Annotated in this window: 22 protein-coding genes and 1 pseudogene; 9 read left to right on the top strand and 14 right to left on the bottom strand. The window is 34.2% G+C overall.

Going from position 1 to position 21,343, the window contains the following annotated elements; all coding sequences use genetic code 11:
• Window positions 1–54: 54 nt before the first annotated feature.
• Genes AC4BBR_RS01550 through AC4BBR_RS01535 form a run of 4 tightly spaced genes read left to right on the top strand, consistent with a single transcriptional unit; the run spans window position 55 to window position 2,790 of the window.
• On the top strand, window positions 55–774 hold the full coding sequence (locus AC4BBR_RS01550) for a LytR/AlgR family response regulator transcription factor (RefSeq protein ID WP_490460856.1): 720 nt from the start codon (window positions 55–57) through the stop codon (window positions 772–774).
• Window positions 774–2,060, top strand: a complete 1,287-nt coding sequence (locus AC4BBR_RS01545) for a sensor histidine kinase (RefSeq protein WP_490460855.1) — start codon at window positions 774–776, stop codon at window positions 2,058–2,060. The genes AC4BBR_RS01550 and AC4BBR_RS01545 overlap by 1 nt, the downstream gene beginning before the upstream one ends.
• 11 nt (window positions 2,061–2,071) lie before the next feature.
• Complete coding sequence (locus AC4BBR_RS01540; protein ID WP_490460854.1) at window positions 2,072–2,215, top strand: AgrD family cyclic lactone autoinducer peptide; 144 nt, start codon at window positions 2,072–2,074, stop codon at window positions 2,213–2,215.
• A complete protein-coding gene (locus tag AC4BBR_RS01535) occupies window positions 2,215–2,790 on the top strand; it encodes an accessory gene regulator B family protein (protein ID WP_490460853.1) in 576 nt (191 codons plus the stop codon). Before AC4BBR_RS01540 ends, AC4BBR_RS01535 begins: the two co-directional genes overlap by 1 nt.
• A 382-nt stretch (window positions 2,791–3,172) precedes the next feature.
• Here AC4BBR_RS01535 and AC4BBR_RS01530 read toward each other — a convergent pair.
• From AC4BBR_RS01530 to AC4BBR_RS01520, 3 genes and pseudogenes are all read right to left on the bottom strand, one after another.
• Window positions 3,173–3,309, bottom strand: a pseudogene (locus tag AC4BBR_RS01530) (transposase); the annotation flags it as partial.
• A gap of 211 nt (window positions 3,310–3,520) precedes the next feature.
• Window positions 3,521–3,679, bottom strand: coding sequence for a hypothetical protein (locus AC4BBR_RS01525; RefSeq protein ID WP_490460852.1), 159 nt, complete (start codon window positions 3,677–3,679; stop codon window positions 3,521–3,523).
• Window positions 3,680–4,476: 797 nt separating this feature from the next.
• Entirely contained in the window at window positions 4,477–5,358 is an 882-nt protein-coding gene (locus tag AC4BBR_RS01520) for a helix-turn-helix domain-containing protein (RefSeq protein ID WP_490460851.1), read from the bottom strand.
• Window positions 5,359–5,459: 101 nt separating this feature from the next.
• Between AC4BBR_RS01520 and AC4BBR_RS01515 the strand changes: the two genes are divergently transcribed.
• Window positions 5,460–6,167 carry a CPBP family intramembrane glutamic endopeptidase gene (locus AC4BBR_RS01515; protein ID WP_490460850.1) on the top strand — a complete coding sequence of 236 codons (708 nt, stop codon included), beginning with the start codon at window positions 5,460–5,462 and terminating at the stop codon, window positions 6,165–6,167.
• Window positions 6,168–6,338: 171 nt separating this feature from the next.
• Here AC4BBR_RS01515 and rlmH read toward each other — a convergent pair whose 3' ends face one another.
• Together rlmH and AC4BBR_RS01505 are read right to left on the bottom strand one after the other, a co-directional pair.
• Window positions 6,339–6,818, bottom strand: a complete 480-nt coding sequence (rlmH, locus tag AC4BBR_RS01510; RefSeq protein ID WP_490462053.1) for a 23S rRNA (pseudouridine(1915)-N(3))-methyltransferase RlmH — start codon at window positions 6,816–6,818, stop codon at window positions 6,339–6,341.
• A 292-nt stretch (window positions 6,819–7,110) separates the two neighbouring features.
• Entirely contained in the window at window positions 7,111–8,070 is a 960-nt protein-coding gene (locus tag AC4BBR_RS01505; protein ID WP_490459128.1) for an IS30 family transposase, read from the bottom strand.
• Window positions 8,071–8,308: 238 nt separating this feature from the next.
• Between AC4BBR_RS01505 and AC4BBR_RS01500 the strand changes: the two genes are divergently transcribed.
• From AC4BBR_RS01500 to AC4BBR_RS01490, 3 genes are all read left to right on the top strand, one after another.
• The gene (locus tag AC4BBR_RS01500) at window positions 8,309–9,613 is read left to right on the top strand and encodes a S1C family serine protease (protein ID WP_490460849.1); all 1,305 of its coding nucleotides are present in this window, start codon (window positions 8,309–8,311) and stop codon (window positions 9,611–9,613) included.
• 202 nt (window positions 9,614–9,815) lie between these two features.
• Window positions 9,816–11,168 (top strand): PTS sugar transporter subunit IIC, encoded by a 1,353-nt coding sequence (locus tag AC4BBR_RS01495; protein ID WP_490460848.1) that lies wholly within the window; start codon window positions 9,816–9,818, stop codon window positions 11,166–11,168.
• Entirely contained in the window at window positions 11,137–12,564 is a 1,428-nt protein-coding gene (locus tag AC4BBR_RS01490; RefSeq protein WP_490460847.1) for a 6-phospho-beta-glucosidase, read from the top strand. The genes AC4BBR_RS01495 and AC4BBR_RS01490 overlap by 32 nt, the downstream gene beginning before the upstream one ends.
• 86 nt (window positions 12,565–12,650) lie before the next feature.
• Here AC4BBR_RS01490 and AC4BBR_RS01485 read toward each other — a convergent pair whose 3' ends face one another.
• The 5 genes from AC4BBR_RS01485 to pepA form a co-directional block, all read right to left on the bottom strand.
• The gene (locus AC4BBR_RS01485; protein ID WP_490460846.1) at window positions 12,651–13,451 is read right to left on the bottom strand and encodes a MurR/RpiR family transcriptional regulator; all 801 of its coding nucleotides are present in this window, start codon (window positions 13,449–13,451) and stop codon (window positions 12,651–12,653) included.
• Window positions 13,452–13,803: 352 nt separating this feature from the next.
• On the bottom strand, window positions 13,804–14,421 hold the full coding sequence (ytpR, locus tag AC4BBR_RS01480; RefSeq protein ID WP_490460845.1) for a YtpR family tRNA-binding protein: 618 nt from the start codon (window positions 14,419–14,421) through the stop codon (window positions 13,804–13,806).
• Window positions 14,422–14,569: 148 nt separating this feature from the next.
• Window positions 14,570–15,034, bottom strand: coding sequence for a universal stress protein (locus AC4BBR_RS01475; protein ID WP_490460844.1), 465 nt, complete (start codon window positions 15,032–15,034; stop codon window positions 14,570–14,572).
• 62 nt (window positions 15,035–15,096) lie between these two features.
• Window positions 15,097–15,411, bottom strand: a complete 315-nt coding sequence (locus AC4BBR_RS01470) for a thioredoxin family protein (RefSeq protein WP_490460843.1) — start codon at window positions 15,409–15,411, stop codon at window positions 15,097–15,099.
• Window positions 15,412–15,421: 10 nt separating this feature from the next.
• Complete coding sequence (gene pepA, locus AC4BBR_RS01465; protein ID WP_490462052.1) at window positions 15,422–16,498, bottom strand: glutamyl aminopeptidase; 1,077 nt, start codon at window positions 16,496–16,498, stop codon at window positions 15,422–15,424.
• Between the two features lie 235 nt (window positions 16,499–16,733).
• Here pepA and AC4BBR_RS01460 point away from each other — a divergent pair, with 235 nt between their 5' ends.
• Window positions 16,734–17,075 carry a PepSY domain-containing protein gene (locus AC4BBR_RS01460; RefSeq protein ID WP_490460842.1) on the top strand — a complete coding sequence of 114 codons (342 nt, stop codon included), beginning with the start codon at window positions 16,734–16,736 and terminating at the stop codon, window positions 17,073–17,075.
• Window positions 17,076–17,205: 130 nt separating this feature from the next.
• Here the strand turns inward: AC4BBR_RS01460 and AC4BBR_RS01455 are convergent, their stop codons facing one another.
• From AC4BBR_RS01455 to AC4BBR_RS01440, 4 genes are read right to left on the bottom strand one after another with little or no spacing between them, the layout of a single operon-like run.
• A complete protein-coding gene (locus tag AC4BBR_RS01455; RefSeq protein ID WP_490460841.1) occupies window positions 17,206–18,063 on the bottom strand; it encodes a GRP family sugar transporter in 858 nt (285 codons plus the stop codon).
• A gap of 23 nt (window positions 18,064–18,086) precedes the next feature.
• A complete protein-coding gene (locus AC4BBR_RS01450; RefSeq protein ID WP_490460840.1) occupies window positions 18,087–18,545 on the bottom strand; it encodes a PTS sugar transporter subunit IIA in 459 nt (152 codons plus the stop codon).
• A gap of 14 nt (window positions 18,546–18,559) precedes the next feature.
• On the bottom strand, window positions 18,560–19,888 hold the full coding sequence (locus AC4BBR_RS01445; RefSeq protein ID WP_490460839.1) for a family 4 glycosyl hydrolase: 1,329 nt from the start codon (window positions 19,886–19,888) through the stop codon (window positions 18,560–18,562).
• 9 nt (window positions 19,889–19,897) lie between these two features.
• On the bottom strand, window positions 19,898–21,319 hold the full coding sequence (locus AC4BBR_RS01440; protein WP_490460838.1) for a PTS transporter subunit EIIC: 1,422 nt from the start codon (window positions 21,317–21,319) through the stop codon (window positions 19,898–19,900).
• Window positions 21,320–21,343 lie beyond the last annotated feature (24 nt).

Here is a 21,343-nt window from a genome sequence, read left to right as displayed (position 1 = left end):
TATCGTTTCACAAAAATAAGTTATATCAAATTGATGATAGAATGGGGAGGTACTATGATAAGAGTTGCAGTTTGTGATGATATAGATGTTGTTGGTAGTCTAACAGAAAGACTTTTACTTCATTATAATAACGCAACGTTTGATGTTGACGTGTTTAATAAATCGCAAAAACTGATAGAGTCACTAAATGATGAACCTTATGATTTGTTTATTCTGGATATTTCAATGCCAGGTGTAACAGGTATTGAAATTGCAGAACACATTAGGGAGAACGATTATAATTCTCCTATCATATTCTTAACAAGCTACAAAGAATATATGGAAGAGGTCTTTCAAGTACAGACTTTTGATTATATTATGAAACCAATTACAGCTAAAAAATTGTATCCTGTTCTAGATAAGGTCATGAAATTTCTAGATTTGGGTAATGAAAAATTTCATTATCAATTCAGGAGAGTGGATTATAACATTCCACTTAAAGAAATCATTTATTTTGAAAAGAGTGGTCGTCAAGTACTCATCAACACTCTTCTTGGAATTGAAAGCCCACTAACTATCAATATGACAACAAGTACCTTATTGTCTAAACTTGATAGCAACTTTATCCAGACTCATACGTCTTTCATCATTAATATGAAGTATGTTACTGGAATTAGAAGTGATTTAGTCATTCTTACACTACCAGATGGAGACACTCATGAGATTCCTATTAGTCGCAAATTTAAAGATTCTGCCAGAAGACAAATATTAATGAAGATTAGGGATGTATTATAATGGAATTAGCTATCTTAAACTTAGTAACTTTTATCATAAACTTAGCGGTTATCAATTTTTTTTTCACGAGTTCTAATAAAGGAAATAAAATTTATTCTATTCTTTTAGTTCCGCTTGTCATAACAAGCTTTTTAATAAATCTATTTTTACCTAAGGACAGACTACCAGTCTGGAATATTATCTTACAGTTTCTAGCAATAGTAGCACTTACAAGATTAAAGAGAATTCCATTACAAAAATCATTTTTTATGATCGCAACTCTCTTAACCATTTTTCTAGTTACTGATGTTTTAGCAACGGCAATCTTATTTGGGCTAATACCTTCTGATCTATCTGAGTCATCAAGCCTAATTTTTCATATATATGGAAATGCGATTGCAATAATACTAAATATAGTTTTTGTCACAGTTTTTAGACTGTTTGTTTTTGAAAAAAGCTCTTCTTCAAAAAGAGCTTTTCGTATCCCGTTACTTATTGCATTAAGTTCTATACCACTAGTATCTGTTTTAGTTCTTTGTATTTTTTCACTAGTAACTATAGGGGTTATTCCTACATCAAATTCCTTATGGATTATAGTCATCATCGGCGTTATTTATATGAATCTCTGCATTCTATACCTTTACTTCGAAATGCAAACTTATTTTGAGAAATTATTTTATATTCGAATCCAAAATAAAGAATTTGAATCTGAGCTGAAAACATTCAAAGAGGTTAAAAAATCACAATCACAAATACGTTCGATTAATCACGATTTAAAAAATCGGTTCCTTATTATTTTAAGCTTCCTGGAACAAAATAACATTTCATTGGCTAAAGAATATTTAACAGAAGCTGTAGAAAAAATTGATTCCACTAGTCAACAGTTCTACACACACAATTATACGTTGAATTACTTGCTCAATGAAAAAAGAAAAATAGCTGAAAATGCTGGAGCGTTGTTCAACATCAGCATACTTTTCCCTAAAAAAACTACTATTGATAATGACTTTATAGCTGTTGTGCTAGGAAATTTGATGGATAATGCACTAAATGCAGTCTCACGACTACCTGAATTAGAAAAAAAAGAAATTAGGTTAACAATCAAGCTTTTCAATCGTAATCTAATGATTGAACTCTCCAATTCCTTTGACCCAAAAGAAGTAGATTCAAGAAAACATCGTAAGATCCAAGGAATTGGAATTAAAAATATTAAAGCTGTAGTAGAAGAAAACGGTGGCATTTATGAACATTGGGTTAATGATAGTATTTACACTGTAAGTATTGTCTTGCTAAATATCAATATTTGAGATGAAGAACTATGAAAAAACAAAATCACTTGATACGTAAAATTGTAAGAAAAGCTACGATACAAGTTGCTTCAAACGAAATAAACACTCTTTGCACTTTTTTTTGTGGTCAAAAGGAGCCGCCTAAAGCTCTCAAGAAACTGAGGAAATTCTAATGTTAAATTCTCTATATATTGCAATTGCTGGAAGAATGAATCAAAATGAATTAGATGAAGAAAAAGAAATACTCGTCTTTGGAATACATTATCTTATTAATTATCTTATTCTCTTCATTATTGCGATACTGTTTGGAATCTCGACAAAAACTTTACTTGAAACACTTTTATTTCTCCTTGTTATTTTACCAATCCGATCTGTGCAAGGAGGATTACATTTCGAAAGTAGCTCAGTTTGTTTTATTGTATCCATATCATTTTGTATAATTCCTTACTTTTTAACATTTATTGATTTCAACCAATCTCTATTGTTTTTATTGGCGCTGTTTTCCATTCTCTTATTGCTCTTTGTGGATGTCCTTGAAAACAAAAATAATCCTATGAATGATGCAGAGTTAGCCTTTCTAAATAAAAAAGCTAGAAAAATAGAACTATTCTATCTAGGTTTGATTCTCTTTCTTAAGCTAACACATGCAAATTATTTCAGCTATTTCATCAACAGCGCTCTAGTCATTTCTACTATCTCATTCTATATGGGCTTTATTCCACAAAAATTAAGTGCTAAGAAAACCTAAACCAACATTTTATTCGTGCATCCTCAATAAAATACAAAGAACCAATTCTAATCATGATGCAATTCCCCGTTAAGTTATCAATAAATGTAAAAAAAGTTCACTAATTTGGGGGTCTATATCAAATTATGTTGGTAGAACAAAAAAATGAATAAAATTCTAGGACTTGGAACAAAAACAGGAAATTACTGATTTTATTCCAAGTTCTTATATCTGGAGAAGAGGAATTCAGCCAATTATCTGGGCAACTGGCTGGAAGCGACTTGGAAAAAATGCCAAGTCCATTTCTAAATCGAGTCAAATCAGCTGTAATGAATCTTGAAACACAGCTACTAATTCCAAATTTATCTATGAAGCTGCGGAGATATTGGCTACATTCCTCCTTTTAGTGCTGTGAAAAAATAAGACCTTGAATAATATAAATACATGAACGAAAATGATAGAAATTACGGTAACCATAGGCACTCTCTTGATCACCTTAATCTTATTATTTAGCCCTTCCGTAATTCCATTAGAGAAAGAATACCCGTACTTCTTTTGTATAACTCATAAAATGTCGAGTTAAATGAGTCAAACGCCGATCTTCGAAGACTTCAAGAATTTTGTTTGTCTCGCCATTGACACAAATAAAGCTCATTGCTCTTGCGCAAGGTGATTAATGATCCGAAGGATTGTCACATCAGAAACAAAGTGTTCTTGGGCAATCAATTTGCGAGAGACATTATGTTTTAGTTCAAGCATTATTTGCCATGTAAGCTGTTTGGATATAAGTAAGCGTAGCTTTGATTACCTGCGCTTTTCCGTTTTTAACCTGTCGATATTCGAGCCCATCTTCTCCAAAAGAGATATCTTTATCTGTTAGTCCAAGCAATAATCTGGTATTCTTATCCATAGGGAGCAACCTTTCTGATGATCTGTTTTTTTGTCGATTTCATTTGGTCAGTAAGTTGTTCCTTTTTTGTGTTTAAACACTAAAAAAGTGTTGATAAATTTTCCTAAAGGAATTTTTACCAACACAAAATATTATAGAGCCAACAAATCTTGGAAGGGCATTTTGAAAGATTTTTCACATAATTTAAAAAATAGAAGACTGAAAATATTTTTTACGATGTTCTATTTTATGATTCTTCGGACTTATGTCCTAAGCTTTTCCTACGATTAGTCAAGTAGAAACGAAATATATTCCAATCTACAAAACGCTTCCGATTTAATAACTTTTTCAATAATTTGAATTCATGAATATGTTACTCTGATTGTTATTTTACAAGCAAAGCGAATGTATCAGACTCAGTTTCCCCTTCGATTACTTTTACTCTACTCTAAATTTGTTATCAAAGTCATAATAGTCGTTTCTTTGTCTTGTTTATTAATATAGTCTAAATCCATGTAAACAATTGACTGATTTGCAGCGATTTTATCCCCTTCAGAAACTAAAACAGCAACGTATATTTCCTTAATGAATAAAAAGAGCTGCCACGTAATTTTTGCCTTCTAAAATCGTTCCCATTACTCATCTGAACACCTACTTTTCTAAAATATCCCTACTTATGATACGGTTCTGCGTATCGGAAGTGAATGATATTTGGAAAATTTACTACTACATATTACTTTATATTCGTTCGATAAAGTTTAAAACAATTATAAAAATGGTTTCATTTTCTTAAGTATCAAAAAAATTTTGGCTAGCATTTACATGTATCTCTCATAATAATTTTTAGCCTTTTCCTGATGGAGCTGAAAAATAATAGTATAGAACTTTGATTCTGAGGAGAGCATCGAATTCAGCATATCTAATAAGGCTTTCATCTTCGATTGAGAGCTAGAGAAATCTAAATAAAGACCAACCAAATTATTAATAAATGCCAATTGAACAAGTAAATGTAAATTATCTGACGAGTTAACGAGATCATTATAAACAAACAGTGTTTCTTTGGCTCCCTCTATGTCATTAATCATCAATAAACTTTGAATCCTATTAAAATGTAAATCACCTACTTCTTCATAATACAATTTACTGTTAAACTCTTTATATTTTTTCAATTCAGATTGAATACGTTTATATAGCTGTTCTGCCTCATCCTTATCATTTTCTGAAATCGATAGTAAGATTAATTTGCTTAATTTGATTTCTTTTAATGTCCACATTTTCGCATTCTCTAATTCAGATAAAATCTCATTAAATGGTTCTCGAGAAAATTTGTAAAAGTTTGTGTTTGTAATCAATACCAAAAGATAGGCATTCATTGCCAAGTACCGCATTCCCGTATTCTGATGCTTATGATATCGTTCATAAAGCTCATACAATTCTTCAAACTTCCCATTCTTGTATAGCACGTCAATTTGATTCTCTAAAGACTTCTCTTCATTCATCGTGTTTTGCTTCCTAAAGTACTCGAATTCCTCGTAGGAAATCCCTAAATTGTTAATTAATTCTTGAAATTTCATAATTTCAACTGAATACTTTCCAGCCTCAAAATCACTATAAAAGGTTTTAGAAACAACCCCTGTGTAGACTTCTTTTTGAGTATATCCTTTGTCTTTTCGAATTTTCTTTATTATTTCTCCGTACATTTTTTCTCCTTTTTTATTAATTCCTGTATACAGGAATTATAGTAGTTTATTCTTTCAATTACCATGATATATTTGAAAAAACGAATTTTGGAGGAATAAACATGAATAAAATATATCTTAAATTGCTTGGCTTCTCACTAGGTTTGACAATAATCATCAGTCTGTTTTCTGCTGCTAGTATGGTTTTGAAAATGGATGATAATGGTATTATTATGTTTCAAATAGCAGCATTTTTATCTTTAGCCATTCTACTTTTCTTCTATATGAAGAAAAAGGATTCTACATTGAAACAATTTGGCTTTGAAAAGACCTATATCAGCAAATCTATTTTAGGTTTTATTGCTTTAATCATTCTAATTCAACCTATCATTTTAGGAATAAATTTTTCACTGCCCTTTTCGACACTATTATTAATTATCATTCAAATGATTTTAGTAGGCTTCGTTGAAGAATCTCTGTTTAGAGGTATATTTTTCTACTTTTTAAAAGCTGAACAGCCTAAAGTTTACCTTCTATTTTCAAGCATTGTATTTGGTTTACTTCATATCGCTAGTGGATTAAATCCAGAAACAGCTCCGTTATTAGTACTTTTACAAATCATTAATGCTTTATTATTGGGTGCGGTATTCGCACTTTTGTATTATTCTTTAAAATCTATTTATCTCGTAATTGCCTCTCATACACTATTTAACATTTTTGCTTCTGTAACGTTAGAGAGTTCTTTCCAACTTAATTTAGTTGCGGTTTCAATTTTAACTATTTGTTATATAGTATTTTTAATTTACTATACCAAAATAGTTTTTCACTAAAAAAAGTAAACCTGTATTTTAAATTTTTTTGGTGACTTTTTAACTCAAAAAACCCTTTAATGATTTTATTTCAAGTGGTGCATTTATCTCTAACTGTAACTAAATGGATGTCTAGCTAATCAAAAAACGTATCCTGTTCTATTTTAGGATACGTTTTTTTATAGTGAAATCTTATTTATGATACGGTTCCCCCCGCATAATCCGAAACCCTCGATAAATCTGCTCCACTAAAACCAACCGCATCAACTGATGTGGATAAGTCAACTTCCCAAACGACATTTGCCGCTGACTTCTCTTCAATACTTCATCACTCAATCCTAACGAACCACCAATTACAAAAGACAACTGACTTTTTCCATTGATCCCCAACTGCTCAATCTCCTTTGAAAATTCCTCACTACTAAATTGTTTTCCATTGATTGCTAAGGTAAAAACATACTCCTGATCTGAAATTTTTGCTAAAATCCGTTCCCCTTCTTTTACTTTAACCTGTATCATTTCAGCTTCACTTAAATTCTCTGGCGCTTTTTCATCAGCCACCTCAATAATTTCCACTTTTGCATAACTTTGCAGACGCTTCAAGTATTCGTTGATTCCTTGAATTAAATATTTTTCTTTTAACTTACCTACTGTAATAATTTTTATTTTAATTTTTTTCACGTCCCTTTCTACTATAATCTTATACTTGTTAACAATTTTATCATGAATGGTTTTTCTCTTCCACATACTTTCCCACAAAGTTATACACATATACACAGACTTATCCACAGACCCACGTCCTATTATCCTTTATTTCACAGTATTTTGAGATACAAACACATATTCCCGTTCATTTATCCACATTATCCACATTTTGTGGATAACTTTCCTACTGAAGTTTTCCTCTATTTTTTTAAAGTTTTTCACATTTTATTGTGTATAAGTATTTTAATAATTTGATTTGTCAAATTAAGCTAGACAAATGTCTTTCATTTATGTAACTCAAAAATACTTCTAATGGTGTTCGATAATTTAAAGATTTCCTTGGTATGTGATTTCTTTTAGAGGTGACAGCCGCAACAAAAGCTTGGTCAACTTGATTAAAATCCATTGTTTTAGGCAGCCCATCTTTACGTAATAACCCATTCGAATGCTCATTTAATCCGCGTTGTGAGGGGGTTCCAGGGTCTGCAAAATAGATAGAAATATCATTGACATTACTCATGTTTTTCCAATTTGAAAATTCTTTTCCACAATCAAAGGTAATGGATTTGAACAAGTTTCTGGGAATCTTTTGTAGCCAATCAGTTGTCGCTTTTTCAATATCCAATGCTTTCCGACCATTTGGTTTTAATGTAATAATCACTTTTGAAAGGCGTTCAACTAGAGTGATGATGGCACTTTTATGATGAACGCCAACAATTGTGTCACCTTCTAAATGCCCAAATTCCTGTTGGAAATTAGGGTAGTCAGTGGATCGTTCTGAAATATTGCGTTTAAATGCTTGCTTTCCACGACGTTCTTTATGCCCGTTGGGCTTTCGTTTCCCTTTCATTGGTAGTTTTGAGCAATCAAATTGATTCGCTTTAAACTGACGATAAAGTGTTCTAACAGAGCATGAAATAGGAAACTCAGCTCGACCAATAATCACATCAGGTGTCCACCCTTGAGCCACCATAGATTGAATGTAATCATGCTGTTTTGTAGGCAAACTAATGGGTTGTCGACCACAACGTGTTTTATTTTCTTTATATTGTTGGTAATAGTCACAGATAGATTTTCCTTGTTTCAGGAAGTTGTAAACATTGTAGATTGTCTGTCTAGAACGAGTTAAAGTCTTAGAAACCATCGTAACAGGTTGGCTCATATTGAAATAAGCTTCTATCATCACGAGTTCATTTGATGTAAGATGAGTATAGGTCATTTGTCTTCACTCCTTATAATTCTTTGGTCGGAACTATTTTGAGTGTAGCACAAATGACTTATTTAGTTGTCTAGCTTAATTTTACTATCGGCGTAATGATATTTTTTCATTATTTGTATCTGTTTTTCTACCTAACTTGTTCATAAAAAATTCAAAGCTCTTGAGTAGACTAAAGATGTCTTAAAAGACTATACTAAAAATAGAATAAATAATGAGAACTAATTAGGAGGTTGCTTGTATGCAAAAAAAAGACGTTACACCTGATTCAGATAAAAAGCAAAATGGAGTATTCAAAAAATTTGGGATTGGTTTAATTGGAGGATTACTTGGAGGAGCACTCGCTTTTGGCGGTGCATATGCCATTGTGGGACAAAGTCCGTCTTCTTCTAATTCACCAATAACAACAAATTCCGTGAAAGATAATAAAGGCGATACGAAAGTAACGAATGTGAATCTAGACGTAAGTAGTGACGTTACCAAAGCTGTCGATAAAGTCAAAGACTCCGTAGTTTCAGTCATCAACTTACAAAGCCCTAGTCAAAGTACTAATGATGGCGGTTTTGGCGGTATCTTTGGTGGAAATGACGAAAATGAAACGAATGATGCTGAACCTAAGGAGAATGATTTAGAAGCTATAAGTGAAGGTAGCGGTGTAATTTATAAAAAAGATGGTAAAACAGCTTACGTGGTCACTAATAACCACGTAGTCGACAAGGCAAAAGGATTAGAGGTTGTTTTACACGACGGGACAAAAGTTCAAGGCGAATTAGTTGGTACTGATTCTTATACTGATCTTGCTGTAATCAAAATTTCTTCTGATAAAGTGGATTCAATTGCCGAATTTGGTAACTCAGATAAACTAAAAATTGGTGAACCCGCATTAGCTATCGGTTCTCCATTAGGTTCAGCTTACGCTAACTCAGTAACACAAGGGATCATTTCTTCTTTAAATAGAAATATCCAAAATGAAAATAACGGTCAAGCGATCAACATCAATGCGATCCAAACAGATGCCGCAATTAATCCAGGTAACTCTGGTGGTCCTTTAGTTAACATCGAAGGTCAAGTAATCGGAATCAATTCTGTTAAAATCGTTCAATCTGAAAGTCAAGTAAGCGTTGAAGGAATGGGCTTTGCGATCCCAAGTAATGATGTAGTAAATATCATCAATCAATTAGAAAACGAAGGTAAAGTGACTCGCCCGGCGTTAGGTATTTCAATGGAAGAATTAACAAATGTGTCTACACAACAAAGAAAAGAAATCTTAAAACTTCCTGAGTCAGTTCAAATGGGTGTACTTGTTCGTACCGTCCAAACTGCAACTCCTGCTGATAAAGCTGGTCTTGAAAGATATGATGTCATCACTAAAATCGATGACCAAGATATCGATTCTGTAACTGACTTACAAAGCGCTCTTTATAAGAAAAAAGTTGGTGACAAAATGAAAGTCACTTTCTACCGTGATGGAAAAGAACAAACTCTTGACGTTGACCTAACAATTGACCAAGCCGCCCTAAAATCAAATAAACAAACAAACGAATAATTTCACTAAAAGGAGAGTAGAACAAGCGTACTTGAAGGATAGTTCTTTAAGTTGCTTGCTCTACCCTCTTTTTGTACAACTTACAATATTTGTAAAAAATACAGATTTTGTAAGTTGTACAAATATTGTCTTCATTTTTTTGAACATCTTATGATATGATTTTTTTGTAATCGATTACAAAAAAATCAGGAGAGTAAAATGAATGAATAAAATTGAGGAAATAATCAACCAGCACTTAATGCCCCTAGCAATAAAAATTCAAACTAATAAATACATGAGTGCAATTTCAGATGGTTTTTCAATGATTTTGCCAATTACAATGTTGGGAGCAATTTTTACATTGCTATCAAGTATGCAATTTGAACTCTATCAGAATTTTTTAAAAGTCACTCATCTAGCTACTATTTTAAGTTATACCTCCAAAGTAACTACCGATATGATCGCTTTATACGTCGTTTGTGCTATAGCCTATAATTTAACTATAAAATTAGGATTTAAAAAAGATGCTTTCTTTTCTGCGCTTATCTCATTAGTATTATTCTTTCTGTTGCTGCCTAGCGGAATGGAGCATCAATTAGAATCAGGTGAGATGATTACGGTTCCCAATGCTTTATCAACAGATTATTTAGGTGCAAAAGGCATGTTTATGGGAATTATTTTAGGAATGATTATCCCCATCATCTATTGCGCAATTATTAAGCGAGGAATTGTGATTAAAATGCCGGCAAGTGTTCCTCCAACTATTGCAAAATCATTTGCATCCATTGCACCCGCATTTATCCTAACAGGTATTTTTTCTCTTATTCGATTTGGTTTTGAAATGACCTCTTACGGAGATGCCAATAATTTCATTTATACTATTTTAGGTGGTCCGTTGCAGAATTTAGGAAATAGTCCTATTTCATTTATTATTTTGATCATTGTTGCTCAGCTTCTGTGGTTCTTTGGGATACATGGTTATATGATTATTCGTCCAATTCTACAAACTGTTTTTATTCCACTAAGCTTGATGAACTTAACGGCTTTTGAAGCTGGAGAGCAATTACCAAATGCCATTACGTATCAACATTACGGGACGTATGCTAATTTAGGTGGTTCAGGCGCCTTGTTAGGGGTAGCAATTTTAATGTCTTTCACTGCTAAAAGTGATCGTTATAAAAAATTGGGTAGAATGGCCTTGCCAGCTACTTTCTTTGGAATCAATGAACCTGTCATTTTTGGAATTCCAATGGTTTTAAATACCATATTCTTTATTCCTTTTATCATTGGTCCAATTTTAATGTTTGTTATCCCCTACTTGCTACAAGTATTTCATGTCATTGAAACACTAAGAGGCTTACAACTACCTTTAGGTACACCCGCTTTAGTCTATGGTTGGTTAGAAGGGGGGACACCTATTTTGATCGTTCAGGCGATTTTGATTGTTGTTCAAGTCGTCATCTGGTTTCCATTTTTCAAAGCAGCAGATCGCCAAGCAATTTTAGAAGAAACACAGCTAGCTGAGGAAATCAGTAAAGAAAAAAATGAAGCAGGTGAATCAGTTGGGAAAATTTAAAGAAGATTTTTTATGGGGAGGAGCCTTGGCAGCTAATCAGTCAGAAGGAGCTTACTTAGAAAACGGTAAAGGTCAGTCAATCATTGATGTTTTACCTGTAGGAGAAAAACGCAAACGCAGTTTAAAAGATCCAAACTATGCCTTTGAACAAACCTTTGATTACTATCCAAGTCATCAATCAATTGATTTTTATCATCGGTATAAAGAAGATATAAAGTTACTGGCTGAATTAGGAATAAAATGTCTACGAACCTCGATTAGCTGGTCCAGAATATTTCCAAAAGGAGACGAACTGGAGCCTAATGAAGCAGGACTTAAATTTTACGATGATTTATTTGATGAATTACTAAAATACAATATTGAACCGATTGTGACCATTAATCATTTTGATACACCGCTCTATCTTTCACAAAACTATAGAGGCTGGGAAAATAAACAGTTAATCGTCTTTTATAAAAGATATTGCGAAACATTATTTAAACGCTACCATAAAAAAGTAACATACTGGATTACGTTTAATGAAATCAATATGATTTTAAGAAATCCCTTTTTAGCTGGTGGACTTGTCACTAATGAAAAAAGCACGGTTTTCCAAGCTGCCCATCATCAACTAGTTGCTTCAGCAGCAGTAACAAAATTGGCTAAAACGATTGATCCAACGATGCAAATTGGCTGTATGCTAGCCGCTGGAAGTGTTTACCCCTATACATGCAATCCAAAAGATATTCAGGCAGCTATAGAACGTAGCCGCGACCAATATTTCTTTATAGATGTTCAAGTAAATGGCTCTTATCCATACTTTTCACAAAGATATTTTGAAGAGCATGGCATAGAACTGAATCGCTCAAAGGAAGAACTGGCTCTGTTAGCAGAACATACCGTTGATTTTATTGCTTTTAGTTATTATACAAGTCGTTTAGAAACAGTCAATGAGGAGTTAAGAAGTAATATTATTGAAGGCAATGCCATGGCCAGTGTACGAAATCCTTATTTGAAAGATGCAGGCTGGGGAAGACAAATTGATCCCTTAGGGTTTAGGATTACCATTAATGAGATTTATCAGCGCTATCAGCGTCCGCTCTTTGTTGTAGAAAATGGCTTAGGTTCAAAAGATGAACGGACAGGTGATCATATTCACGATGAGTACCGTATTAATTATTTTCGTAGACATGTTGAACAAATGGCAGAAGCTGTAAAAGACGGAGCAGACTTAATAGGGTATACGACATGGGGGTGTATAGATCTGGTCAGTGCTGGAACTGGTGAAATGGATAAGCGATATGGATTTATATACGTGGACTTAGATAACGAGGGAAAAGGAACCAGGAAACGTTATAAAAAAGATAGTTTTAGTTGGTACCAAAAAGTCATCGAAACAAATGGAGAAATCTTATAAATTAAAAAAGCTAAAAAAAGACTAAAATTAGAGATAAACGATGTCATTATAAAATCATTTAGTCTACTAATAGTCTTTTTTTAGCCTTATGAATACAATTGATAGTACCGAGAATATAAGATATCAATACAGAGCTGTGCCTGATAAGGAGCAGCTTTTTTGATTGCACTGTTCCCTAAAAATAGAACTTCATCAAAAATGTTAGCAATTTTCATTTGATCATTTTGAGTAATTAATACCGTATAATTGTCATCAGAGGACATATCAAATAATAAATCACTGAATTTTAAAAAATAATTACCATCAGTAGAAAGGATAACCACTAAGCTATTTTTTGAAATTTGCTGAAATGCCTTTCGTTGATTCATTCGTCCATTAAAGTAGGTAACATATTTTCCGCATGAAAAAAGTAAATATTGCAATTGCTCCAATAATAAGCCGGAGCTATGAGTGCCAAAAAAATACACATCTTCGGTATGATAAATACGTTCACATAAAAGATCAATCTGCTCTAGATCAAGATTCTTTTCTAATGATTGAAACGATTGCGTGATTTGTTTGATGTATTCGTTTAAAGAATGACTGCTGTTGCGTTGATTAATTGTCAATTCAAAATTGTTTTTATTAATGAATTTTTTTGTATTAGACTGATACTCAATGAAGGCTTGCTTCATATCAGAAAATTTTGAATAACCTAGCTTTTTAGAAAAACGGCTGATACTAGCTGTAGAAGTAAAGCATTCTTCAGCTAAAGATTCAATTGAACTATCCGTAGCATCATGCCCAACTTTTTTCAGCAAGGTACGTGCAATCGTCGTATTGATATTTCCTTCTGTTGTGGAAATCACAAGATCCTGAAGTTTACCTACAATACTCGCTTTCTCCATTATATCGTCCTCCAAAATAAATATATGTTTAATATAAGTATAACAGAAAAAAACCAGGTTGGGACAGAAGTGTTTATCTACAACAGCTCTCTGACGAGAAAGTATCCACTCATACCTCGAGCAATAAGAGGACGTTCACGAAAGTTATTCTTCAAATTTTTATGAATGCCTTCTTATTTCCATAGCCTTAACTCTTAGGGCTTTAGCACTTAGAATTGGATGTGACTCGTAGAGTTATTTTCCAGCCTTGTCTATAATTGGGGGAATAAATAAAAGTTAAAACGAGTCAAAAAAATCTTGATGAATCGTTTTAACTTTAAAATCCTATCTCAATTTTAGCTCAAGGTATTATTTATTTTCCGACAGCAAATGCTTCCCCTACTACCGCATCAAATGGCAATTCTAAAATTCCTTTTTTTGCTGGTGCATCTGGCAAGCGTAACTCACTAGCTGAACAAATCATACCAAAACTTTCTACGCCGCGTAAAACACCTGGCCAAATCATCAAGCCGTCTGGCATCATTGCACCAGGTTTTGCTACAACGACTTTTTGTCCAGCTTTGATATTGGGCGCACCACAGACGATTTGCAGCATTTCACCATTATCGACTTCTGTTTGCGTGATCGATAAATGATCAGAATCAGGATGTTTTTTACAAGATTTTACAAATCCGATAACGATTTTCGGGTCATTCTCTTTAATCAATGGTTCAGAAAATCCGGCTAAAGTAATTTCTTCATTCGCTTTAGCTAATTGTTCTTCCGTCAATTCGACTTGGCCATTTCCCTCAATCGCGCCTAAAATTGTCGATGCGTTAAAAATATTCCAAGCAACGATTTGATCGTCCTCTATCACACTTACACGTGCTATATCGCCCTTACGTTCCACAAGATTTTCTTGACCTTTATCGTCAGAAACGATGACCATCAAGACATCGCCGACATGTTCTTTATTATAAGCAAAAATCATTTTTTTCCTCACTTCATTATTATCTTTTATTCCAATATATTGGTTCTTAAAATCATACGCTACTCTTTCTTACCTACTACACAGTGGCTAAGAAAAACAAGTGAAACAAAACGGTTGCGCCTTGCTTCACCTATTTTATCCATTAAACTTATTTATTTTTATTAGCATCAGGATGAACAATCAAAACATCACAGGGCGCATGACGAATAATATAGCTGCTAACACTGCCAACCATCAAACGCTCTACTGCATTCCATCCAGATTGGCCAACCATGATCAAATCGACATCATATTTGTCAGGCAACTCTTTAGACATCACTTCTTTTGCCACGCCATAGGTCACGATCGTTTCTACTTGTGTAAACTCAACACGTTTAGCATGTTCTTTACACTCAGCTAATATTTCTTTGACCTTTTCTGTTTCTTGGTCTAACAAACTATCATTTAAAGAAGAGTAACCCACCATTGAATAAACTCGATTTTCTATAACATGAGCTACGATCACACGACCCTTATTTCTTCTAGCTACTTCAACAGCTTGTTGGTAGGCTAAATTTCCTTGAGCACTGCCATCGACACCAACTAAAATATTTTTGTAGGCTTGTGTTAACATAGTACTCATCTCCCGATTATTTTATTTTATCTCTTGAATCGGCTATCTATTCGACTACAATTTCAATTGACACTTTTTAAAAATGTTGTGATTTCTTCTTTGGTTTTGCGATCTTTGTTGACCAGACGTCCTAACTCTTTACCTTGTTCAGTCACGACAAAACTTGGAATACCAAAAATAGTCCATTCAGAAGCAAGTTCCATAAACTTATCACGGTCTACCTCAATAAAACGAAACGCTGGAAATTCTGTTTCGATTTCAGGTATTACTGGCTTGATAAAGCGGCAGTCACCACACCAATCTGCAGTGAAAAAGAAAACACTTTTTCCTTCTGATACATAAGATGCCAGTTCTTCATAAGATGTTGGAATAATCATAAACTATCCTCTACTTTCCATAAATAATCGTATTAATTGTTGTTTTGTCTAAACCTTTTAATACTTGAATCAACATCTCACGCGCTGCCTCGAAGTCTTTGATATTAAACATTGTTTGATGCGTGTGGATATAACGCCCGCAAACGCCAATCACAGCACTCGGTACACCACTATTTGTTGTATGTGCAGCACCTGCATCGGTTCCACCTTTAGACACAAAATATTGGTATGGAATGTTATGCGTTGCCGCTGTATCTAATAAATATTCACGTACACGAGGCAATGTAATCATACCTGGATCGTAAATACGTAATAATGTTCCTTCACCAAGATGTCCGTAAGTCCCTTTTTTTGTTTGGATATCATCGGCTGCTGAACAATCTACTGCAAAGAATAAATCTGGATTAAATTTATGAACAGAAGGTTTAGAACCACGTAGCCCAACTTCTTCTTGAACGTTAGCACCAGCAATCAGAGTGTACCCTAATTGCTCATTTTCCAATGCTTCCAATGCTTCTAGCACCAACGTGCAACCGTAACGATTATCCCATGATTTACTGATGATATTTTTACCATTAGCTGTCTTGATTGTCTCAGTTTGTGGAACGATCGAATCACCAGGGCGAACGCCGTAGCTTTCCGCTTCCTCTTTTGACTCAAAACCAGCATCGAATAGAATATCGGTCACTTCTAATTGTTTTTGCCCACTAGTTCCACGTAATAAATGTGGAGGAATCGAAGAAGAGATACACGGATAATTTCCTTTGTATGTTTTCAGCGTAAAACGCTGTGCTGATACTACATAAGGATTCCAGCCACCTAAAGGAACCACTTGAAATAAACCATTATCTTTGATCTGCGTCAACATAAAACCAACTTCATCCATGTGAGCCGCAACCATAACACGAGGGGCATCTTGCTCCTTGGCTCTTTTAAGTCCAAAAATCCCACCTAAACCATCATATTGAATATCATCTACCAATGGTGTCATATTTTTTTTCATATATGCACGAATGTCTTCTTCAAATCCGCTTGTTCCTTGTAATTCTGTTAATTCTTTGATACGTTGAAATGTTTTCTCTTCCATCATTGTATTATCTGCCAGTTATCCTTTTCAGGATCAACTTTTTTTACTAAAAATAACATTATTTTCAAACAAAAATGGCAGATACTCCTTTCATATAATTTCACATTCATTATAACGCAAATTTTTTCACTTGCCCACGTTTTTTGTTTTTCGATATTTTCATACTATGTGTTAGAATAGAGTTAAAGCTGAAGAATTTTGGCAAACTTTTGAAAATACGCGGAGGTTATTCCCCATGAATGAAGAAAATGAATTGAGTTATTTTAAAGGTGGTTTAGCGATCGGTTTGAGTCTAGGCATCTTAAGCGGAATCGCTTCAACTTTATGGTACAAGAACACACACACATTGGATGCTGATTTGGTTTTAGAAAATGTGAAAGAAGCTTTTTTGAAAGAAGGACCGATCGAAGGATCTTGGATCGAATTTGAGAAAAAACCATTACGAAAATTTGCAATACATTCAAAAACTTATACTGGCGGAATTTCACGCTTAGAAGACGGAACTATGGTTCAATATGAATTTACTGCGGACGCTTTTACTGGAACTGTGATCGATGTAAAACGAATTAAAGTGTAATTAACTTAAAACGAGATTGAGACAACAAGCAACTACGTTTGTCTTAATCTCGTTTATTCGGACTCATTTTGTATAGTTTGTTATATGGTTCCTTTTCATCATTCAGCTAAAAAATTAGCTCGCACACGTCTTACTTCTTAATTGCCCCAACTAAAATGATACCAATCGTTATTAACAGTGCACCTAAAATAATTAAACTCAACTCTTTAGGAGTCTTCTTTAGGTTCAAAAGGTACAAACCGCCAAATATCGATATCAAAACAGCTAACTGGGAAAAGGTAAAACTTTTTGCTACACCGATAATTGGAATCAGCAAAAAAAGACTTAAATTAGCAAAACTCCAAGTAAATCCTGTTAACAAGTTCCTTATTATTCCTGATTTTTGTATACTTTCTTTTCTATTTATTTTTATGAAGATAGATGAAACCAACATACCTAATGACTGTGGAAAAAAAATTGCTGCTCCTGAAATCGAAAAAGCTTTCGGTAACGTTATATATATAATCAACGCACTTGACGAAATAAGTAATAAGTACAGCGCTCGTCTATAATTTTTATGGGTTGATACTACTTGTCTCCGTTCTTTAAAAGAAGTACAAATGATACCCAAAATAATCATTGTGATACCAATAGCACCCAATAAAAAAGCTGAAGAACTTTGCCATTCTTGAAAAAAAACAACAGCAATCAACGTCGTTCCAATTAATTGAGAGCCATTTGAAATAGGCATCGCTTCAGATACTGGAAGTAATTGAAAAGAATAAAATTGTAAATATTGACCCACTGACCAAAAACAGCCTGACAAAAAAGTAATCAAAAACAACTCTTTTTCAAGTACGGGTTGTCTATAAAAAAAGATGCTCATTCCACATAAACAAGCCACAATAGTTGTGCCAATCAGCTGCTCGATAGGTTTCGTTTTAGTAAGCGATGCAATTATAGGCATAACGCCCCACCCCAACGCAGGTAACAAATATAAAATAAACATGCTCATCTCCTTTACATAGCTAACTAGAAACTAAACACACTCTCTCCTGGGAATACTCGAACGTTTTCTTTCATCAGTTCTCCCTCTGACAGCTCTGGCAAAACAACGATTACGACTGTATCTTTCTCTTTTTCAACTAACAATGGTAGATCCATTTTCGCTAGCAGCGTATCACAAGTAATATTGTCGCCTTCTTCTACATAAATTGAAAAAGCTTCTCCACTCAGTTCAACTGTATCCAGCCCCATATGAACAAGTAATGTCTCACCAGATTTACTTTCAATAGTGATTGCATGCAAGGTTGGGAAAATACTCTGAACTTTTCCGACAACTGGGGAAAAAATCTCCCCAGAGTGATTGATTATTGCAAATCCTGGTCCTATCATATTCGTTGAGAATACTTCATCGTTTACCTGTTCTAAAGGGATTAGTTGACCTGCAGCAACCGCTTTTAATGATCGTTTCTTTTTAAAAAATTTCATTCTCGATCTCCCTTTTAAGCCAATATCGGCCAATACTCTTTATTTGCTTCAATCATTTCATCTAAGACAAGTTTTGCGACTCTTGCATTAGGAACTGTTTGGTTTAAAGTGAACGCTTGCAATGCTTTTTGATAAGATCCTTCAAAATATGCATCAACTAATAATTTTTCTGCTGCGACTTGCGCTTCCATTAAGCCCTTATGAAAATCATTAATCGGCTGTCTTAGTGAAATCGGCTCGACCCCTGTCGCACCTATATAAGCAGGTACTTCAACGACTGCATCTGCTCTTAAATTAGGAATGGCTCCTTGATTGGGTACAATCAGCATAAAACGGCGGCGTTCATCGTTTAGAAGAGAAGTAGCCATATCAACGATATACTGGCCGTGTTCCCCAAAATTGAAATTCAAAACATCTTCTGTTAAACCTTCACGGATTTTTTGCGCCATTTCTCGCGTATTTTTTTCTCGGCCGTCCATTACCATATTCGCTCTTGTATAATCCTTATCTGCATCGTCAACTACCATGTCAGGATAAAGATAATATTCTAAATAATTATTAGGAATGTGCGTTGGAAAATTTTTAGTGATCACAGACATCATCTTGAATGCTTCTTGCCACGTTTTATCCCCAGCATTAAAATCTGCAACAGCCATTTCCTGCGTTGTTAGTTTTTCAATAATTTCTGGCATCACATCTCGACCTAAAGCTTTATCATAAATTTCTGTATACCAGCCAAAATGATTCAACCCATAATAACTTGGAATCCAGTTTTTACGATCATAACCGTAATTTACTGCAATCGTCTCTTCAATTGAAATCGTCATATCACAAGCATTAATCATTTTTGCTGCAGGATAGGTACGACGAACAGCTTCTGAAACAATAGATTCAGGATTTGTATAATTTAAAATCCAAGCATCTGGAGCATACTCCTGAACATAACCTACAATTTCCAACAACCCGCTCATTGAACGCATCCCATAAGCAAAACCACCCAAACCACATGTTTCTTGCCCAACTAGATCATATTTCAAAGCAATTTTTTCATCTTTTTCTCGCATTTTCATACCACCTACACGAATTTGAGAAAAGATAAAATCGCAACCCGTAAATGCTACTTCTGGATTTTCCGTGGAAGATAATGTCACTTCACTATATCCATCTTTTCTCAACATAAAATCAATGATCAAATACATATCATCATTTCTTTTTTTATCAATATCATACAAACGGATTTCTTCGATTGGCAGTCTGCTTGCATTATTTAGCACTGCTTGGATAATTCCTGGTGTATACGTACTTCCGCCACCAGCTATCGTAATAATTTGTTTTTTTGTCATTTTTTCCACCTATCCTTCGCTTTCTAATAATTTATCAAATTCAGCCATGATATATGTCACTTCTAATCCGATAATCACTTGATAATTTTTTTCTGTCGGCTTGATGATTCCACTTACTCCTAGCTGCCTGATTCTCTGTTCGTCAACCACCGAGCTATCCTTTACTTCTACCCTTAAACGAGTGTTACAACTATACGCATCAGCAATATTGCTTACACCACCAAAAGCCGCAAGTAACTTTTTCGCCATATACTCATAATTTTTACTTGCTAAACTCAGCTCTTTTTCTTCTACCGCTACATCCGTACTAAATTCTGTAGCAGCTTCTCTTCCCAAAGTAGGTATATTTCGTTTGGTGATAAGATAGTAAAAGGTAAAATAGTATAGTGCGAAAAAGACAAGACCTATCGGAATAATCAAAATCGCATTTGTCGCAATTCTAAAATTAATCAGATAATCGACAATACAAGCACCAAAAGTAAATCCAATCCGAATATTAAACAGATAACATACAAAGCCTGCTAAACCAGCAAAGAATGCATGTACTACATAAAGCATTGGAGAAATAAACATAAAACTAAATTCCACAGGTTCAGTGATATTAGCAATAAACGAAGTCGCAGCCCCACTGCCCATAACTCCTTTAACCATTTCTCTATTTTCTTTAAAGGCTGCACGATAAACCGCCAAACATATCGCTGGAATACCAAACATCATAACTACAAAGAAGCCTGATAAGAAAAGACCTGCTTGAGGATCCCCGTTGATGAAACGAGTCATTTCTCCTCTGAACACTTCACCATTTGGTGCAGTATAACTGCCTAAATCATAATAGACATACGTATTCAACACATGATGCAGTCCAAATGGGATCAACAAGCGATTTAAAAACATAAAGATTCCTACACCAAATGCACCCATATCCACTAATAATTTTGCAAAATTATCAATCCCTGTTTGAATGATCGGCCAAATGATCCCAAAAATGACTGCTGTAATCGTCTGTAAAATCATCACCATCGTCAATGGAAATTTCTCACCAGCAAAATAAGAAAAGACCATTGGTAATTTTTGATTCTTGAAACGATTGTAGGTCCAAGCTGCAACTAATCCCGAAATAATTCCACCAAAAATCCCCATACTTACATCTGGATTCATAATTGCCAAGCCTTGTTTCAACGTAGCAATAGCTAAAAATCCTGTTAAAGCTGGTATCCCTTTATCTTTCGTTTTGGCAAAACCAATCGCTACACCAATTGCAAACAAAATATCCAAATTTCCAAAAACTGCATTTCCTGCGGCCCCAATCACTGGTATATTCAACATATCATCCGCCGACAAACGCATGATCAAACCAGCTAAAGGCATTGCAGCTACAGGTAACAACATCGCTCTGCCTAATTTTTGTATATTTGCTTTAAAATCCGACATTATTTTTCCTCCTCTTATACTATA

This window comes from Enterococcus sp. AMC1251, assembly GCF_058216535.1.
The sequence above is the reverse complement of the archived record's forward strand: the minus strand, read 5'-3'. Positions and strand labels throughout refer to the sequence as shown.

What these genes read in the sequence shown, in the direction of transcription:
- AC4BBR_RS01550 (WP_490460856.1), top strand. Translation starts at nt 55, where the DNA reads ATGATAAGAGTTGCAGTTTGTGATGATATAGATGTTGTTGGTAGTCTA.
- AC4BBR_RS01545 (WP_490460855.1), top strand. Translation starts at nt 774, where the DNA reads ATGGAATTAGCTATCTTAAACTTAGTAACTTTTATCATAAACTTAGCG.
- AC4BBR_RS01540 (WP_490460854.1), top strand. Translation starts at nt 2,072, where the DNA reads ATGAAAAAACAAAATCACTTGATACGTAAAATTGTAAGAAAAGCTACG.
- AC4BBR_RS01535 (WP_490460853.1), top strand. Translation starts at nt 2,215, where the DNA reads ATGTTAAATTCTCTATATATTGCAATTGCTGGAAGAATGAATCAAAAT.
- AC4BBR_RS01525 (WP_490460852.1), bottom strand. Translation starts at nt 3,679, where the DNA reads ATGGATAAGAATACCAGATTATTGCTTGGACTAACAGATAAAGATATC.
- AC4BBR_RS01520 (WP_490460851.1), bottom strand. Translation starts at nt 5,358, where the DNA reads ATGTACGGAGAAATAATAAAGAAAATTCGAAAAGACAAAGGATATACT.
- AC4BBR_RS01515 (WP_490460850.1), top strand. Translation starts at nt 5,460, where the DNA reads ATGAATAAAATATATCTTAAATTGCTTGGCTTCTCACTAGGTTTGACA.
- AC4BBR_RS01505 (WP_490459128.1), bottom strand. Translation starts at nt 8,070, where the DNA reads ATGACCTATACTCATCTTACATCAAATGAACTCGTGATGATAGAAGCT.
- AC4BBR_RS01500 (WP_490460849.1), top strand. Translation starts at nt 8,309, where the DNA reads ATGCAAAAAAAAGACGTTACACCTGATTCAGATAAAAAGCAAAATGGA.
- AC4BBR_RS01495 (WP_490460848.1), top strand. Translation starts at nt 9,816, where the DNA reads ATGAATAAAATTGAGGAAATAATCAACCAGCACTTAATGCCCCTAGCA.
- AC4BBR_RS01490 (WP_490460847.1), top strand. Translation starts at nt 11,137, where the DNA reads ATGAAGCAGGTGAATCAGTTGGGAAAATTTAAAGAAGATTTTTTATGG.
- AC4BBR_RS01485 (WP_490460846.1), bottom strand. Translation starts at nt 13,451, where the DNA reads ATGGAGAAAGCGAGTATTGTAGGTAAACTTCAGGATCTTGTGATTTCC.
- ytpR (WP_490460845.1), bottom strand. Translation starts at nt 14,421, where the DNA reads ATGATTTTTGCTTATAATAAAGAACATGTCGGCGATGTCTTGATGGTC.
- AC4BBR_RS01475 (WP_490460844.1), bottom strand. Translation starts at nt 15,034, where the DNA reads ATGTTAACACAAGCCTACAAAAATATTTTAGTTGGTGTCGATGGCAGT.
- AC4BBR_RS01470 (WP_490460843.1), bottom strand. Translation starts at nt 15,411, where the DNA reads ATGATTATTCCAACATCTTATGAAGAACTGGCATCTTATGTATCAGAA.
- pepA (WP_490462052.1), bottom strand. Translation starts at nt 16,498, where the DNA reads ATGGAAGAGAAAACATTTCAACGTATCAAAGAATTAACAGAATTACAA.
- AC4BBR_RS01460 (WP_490460842.1), top strand. Translation starts at nt 16,734, where the DNA reads ATGAATGAAGAAAATGAATTGAGTTATTTTAAAGGTGGTTTAGCGATC.
- AC4BBR_RS01455 (WP_490460841.1), bottom strand. Translation starts at nt 18,063, where the DNA reads ATGTTTATTTTATATTTGTTACCTGCGTTGGGGTGGGGCGTTATGCCT.
- AC4BBR_RS01450 (WP_490460840.1), bottom strand. Translation starts at nt 18,545, where the DNA reads ATGAAATTTTTTAAAAAGAAACGATCATTAAAAGCGGTTGCTGCAGGT.
- AC4BBR_RS01445 (WP_490460839.1), bottom strand. Translation starts at nt 19,888, where the DNA reads ATGACAAAAAAACAAATTATTACGATAGCTGGTGGCGGAAGTACGTAT.
- AC4BBR_RS01440 (WP_490460838.1), bottom strand. Translation starts at nt 21,319, where the DNA reads ATGTCGGATTTTAAAGCAAATATACAAAAATTAGGCAGAGCGATGTTG.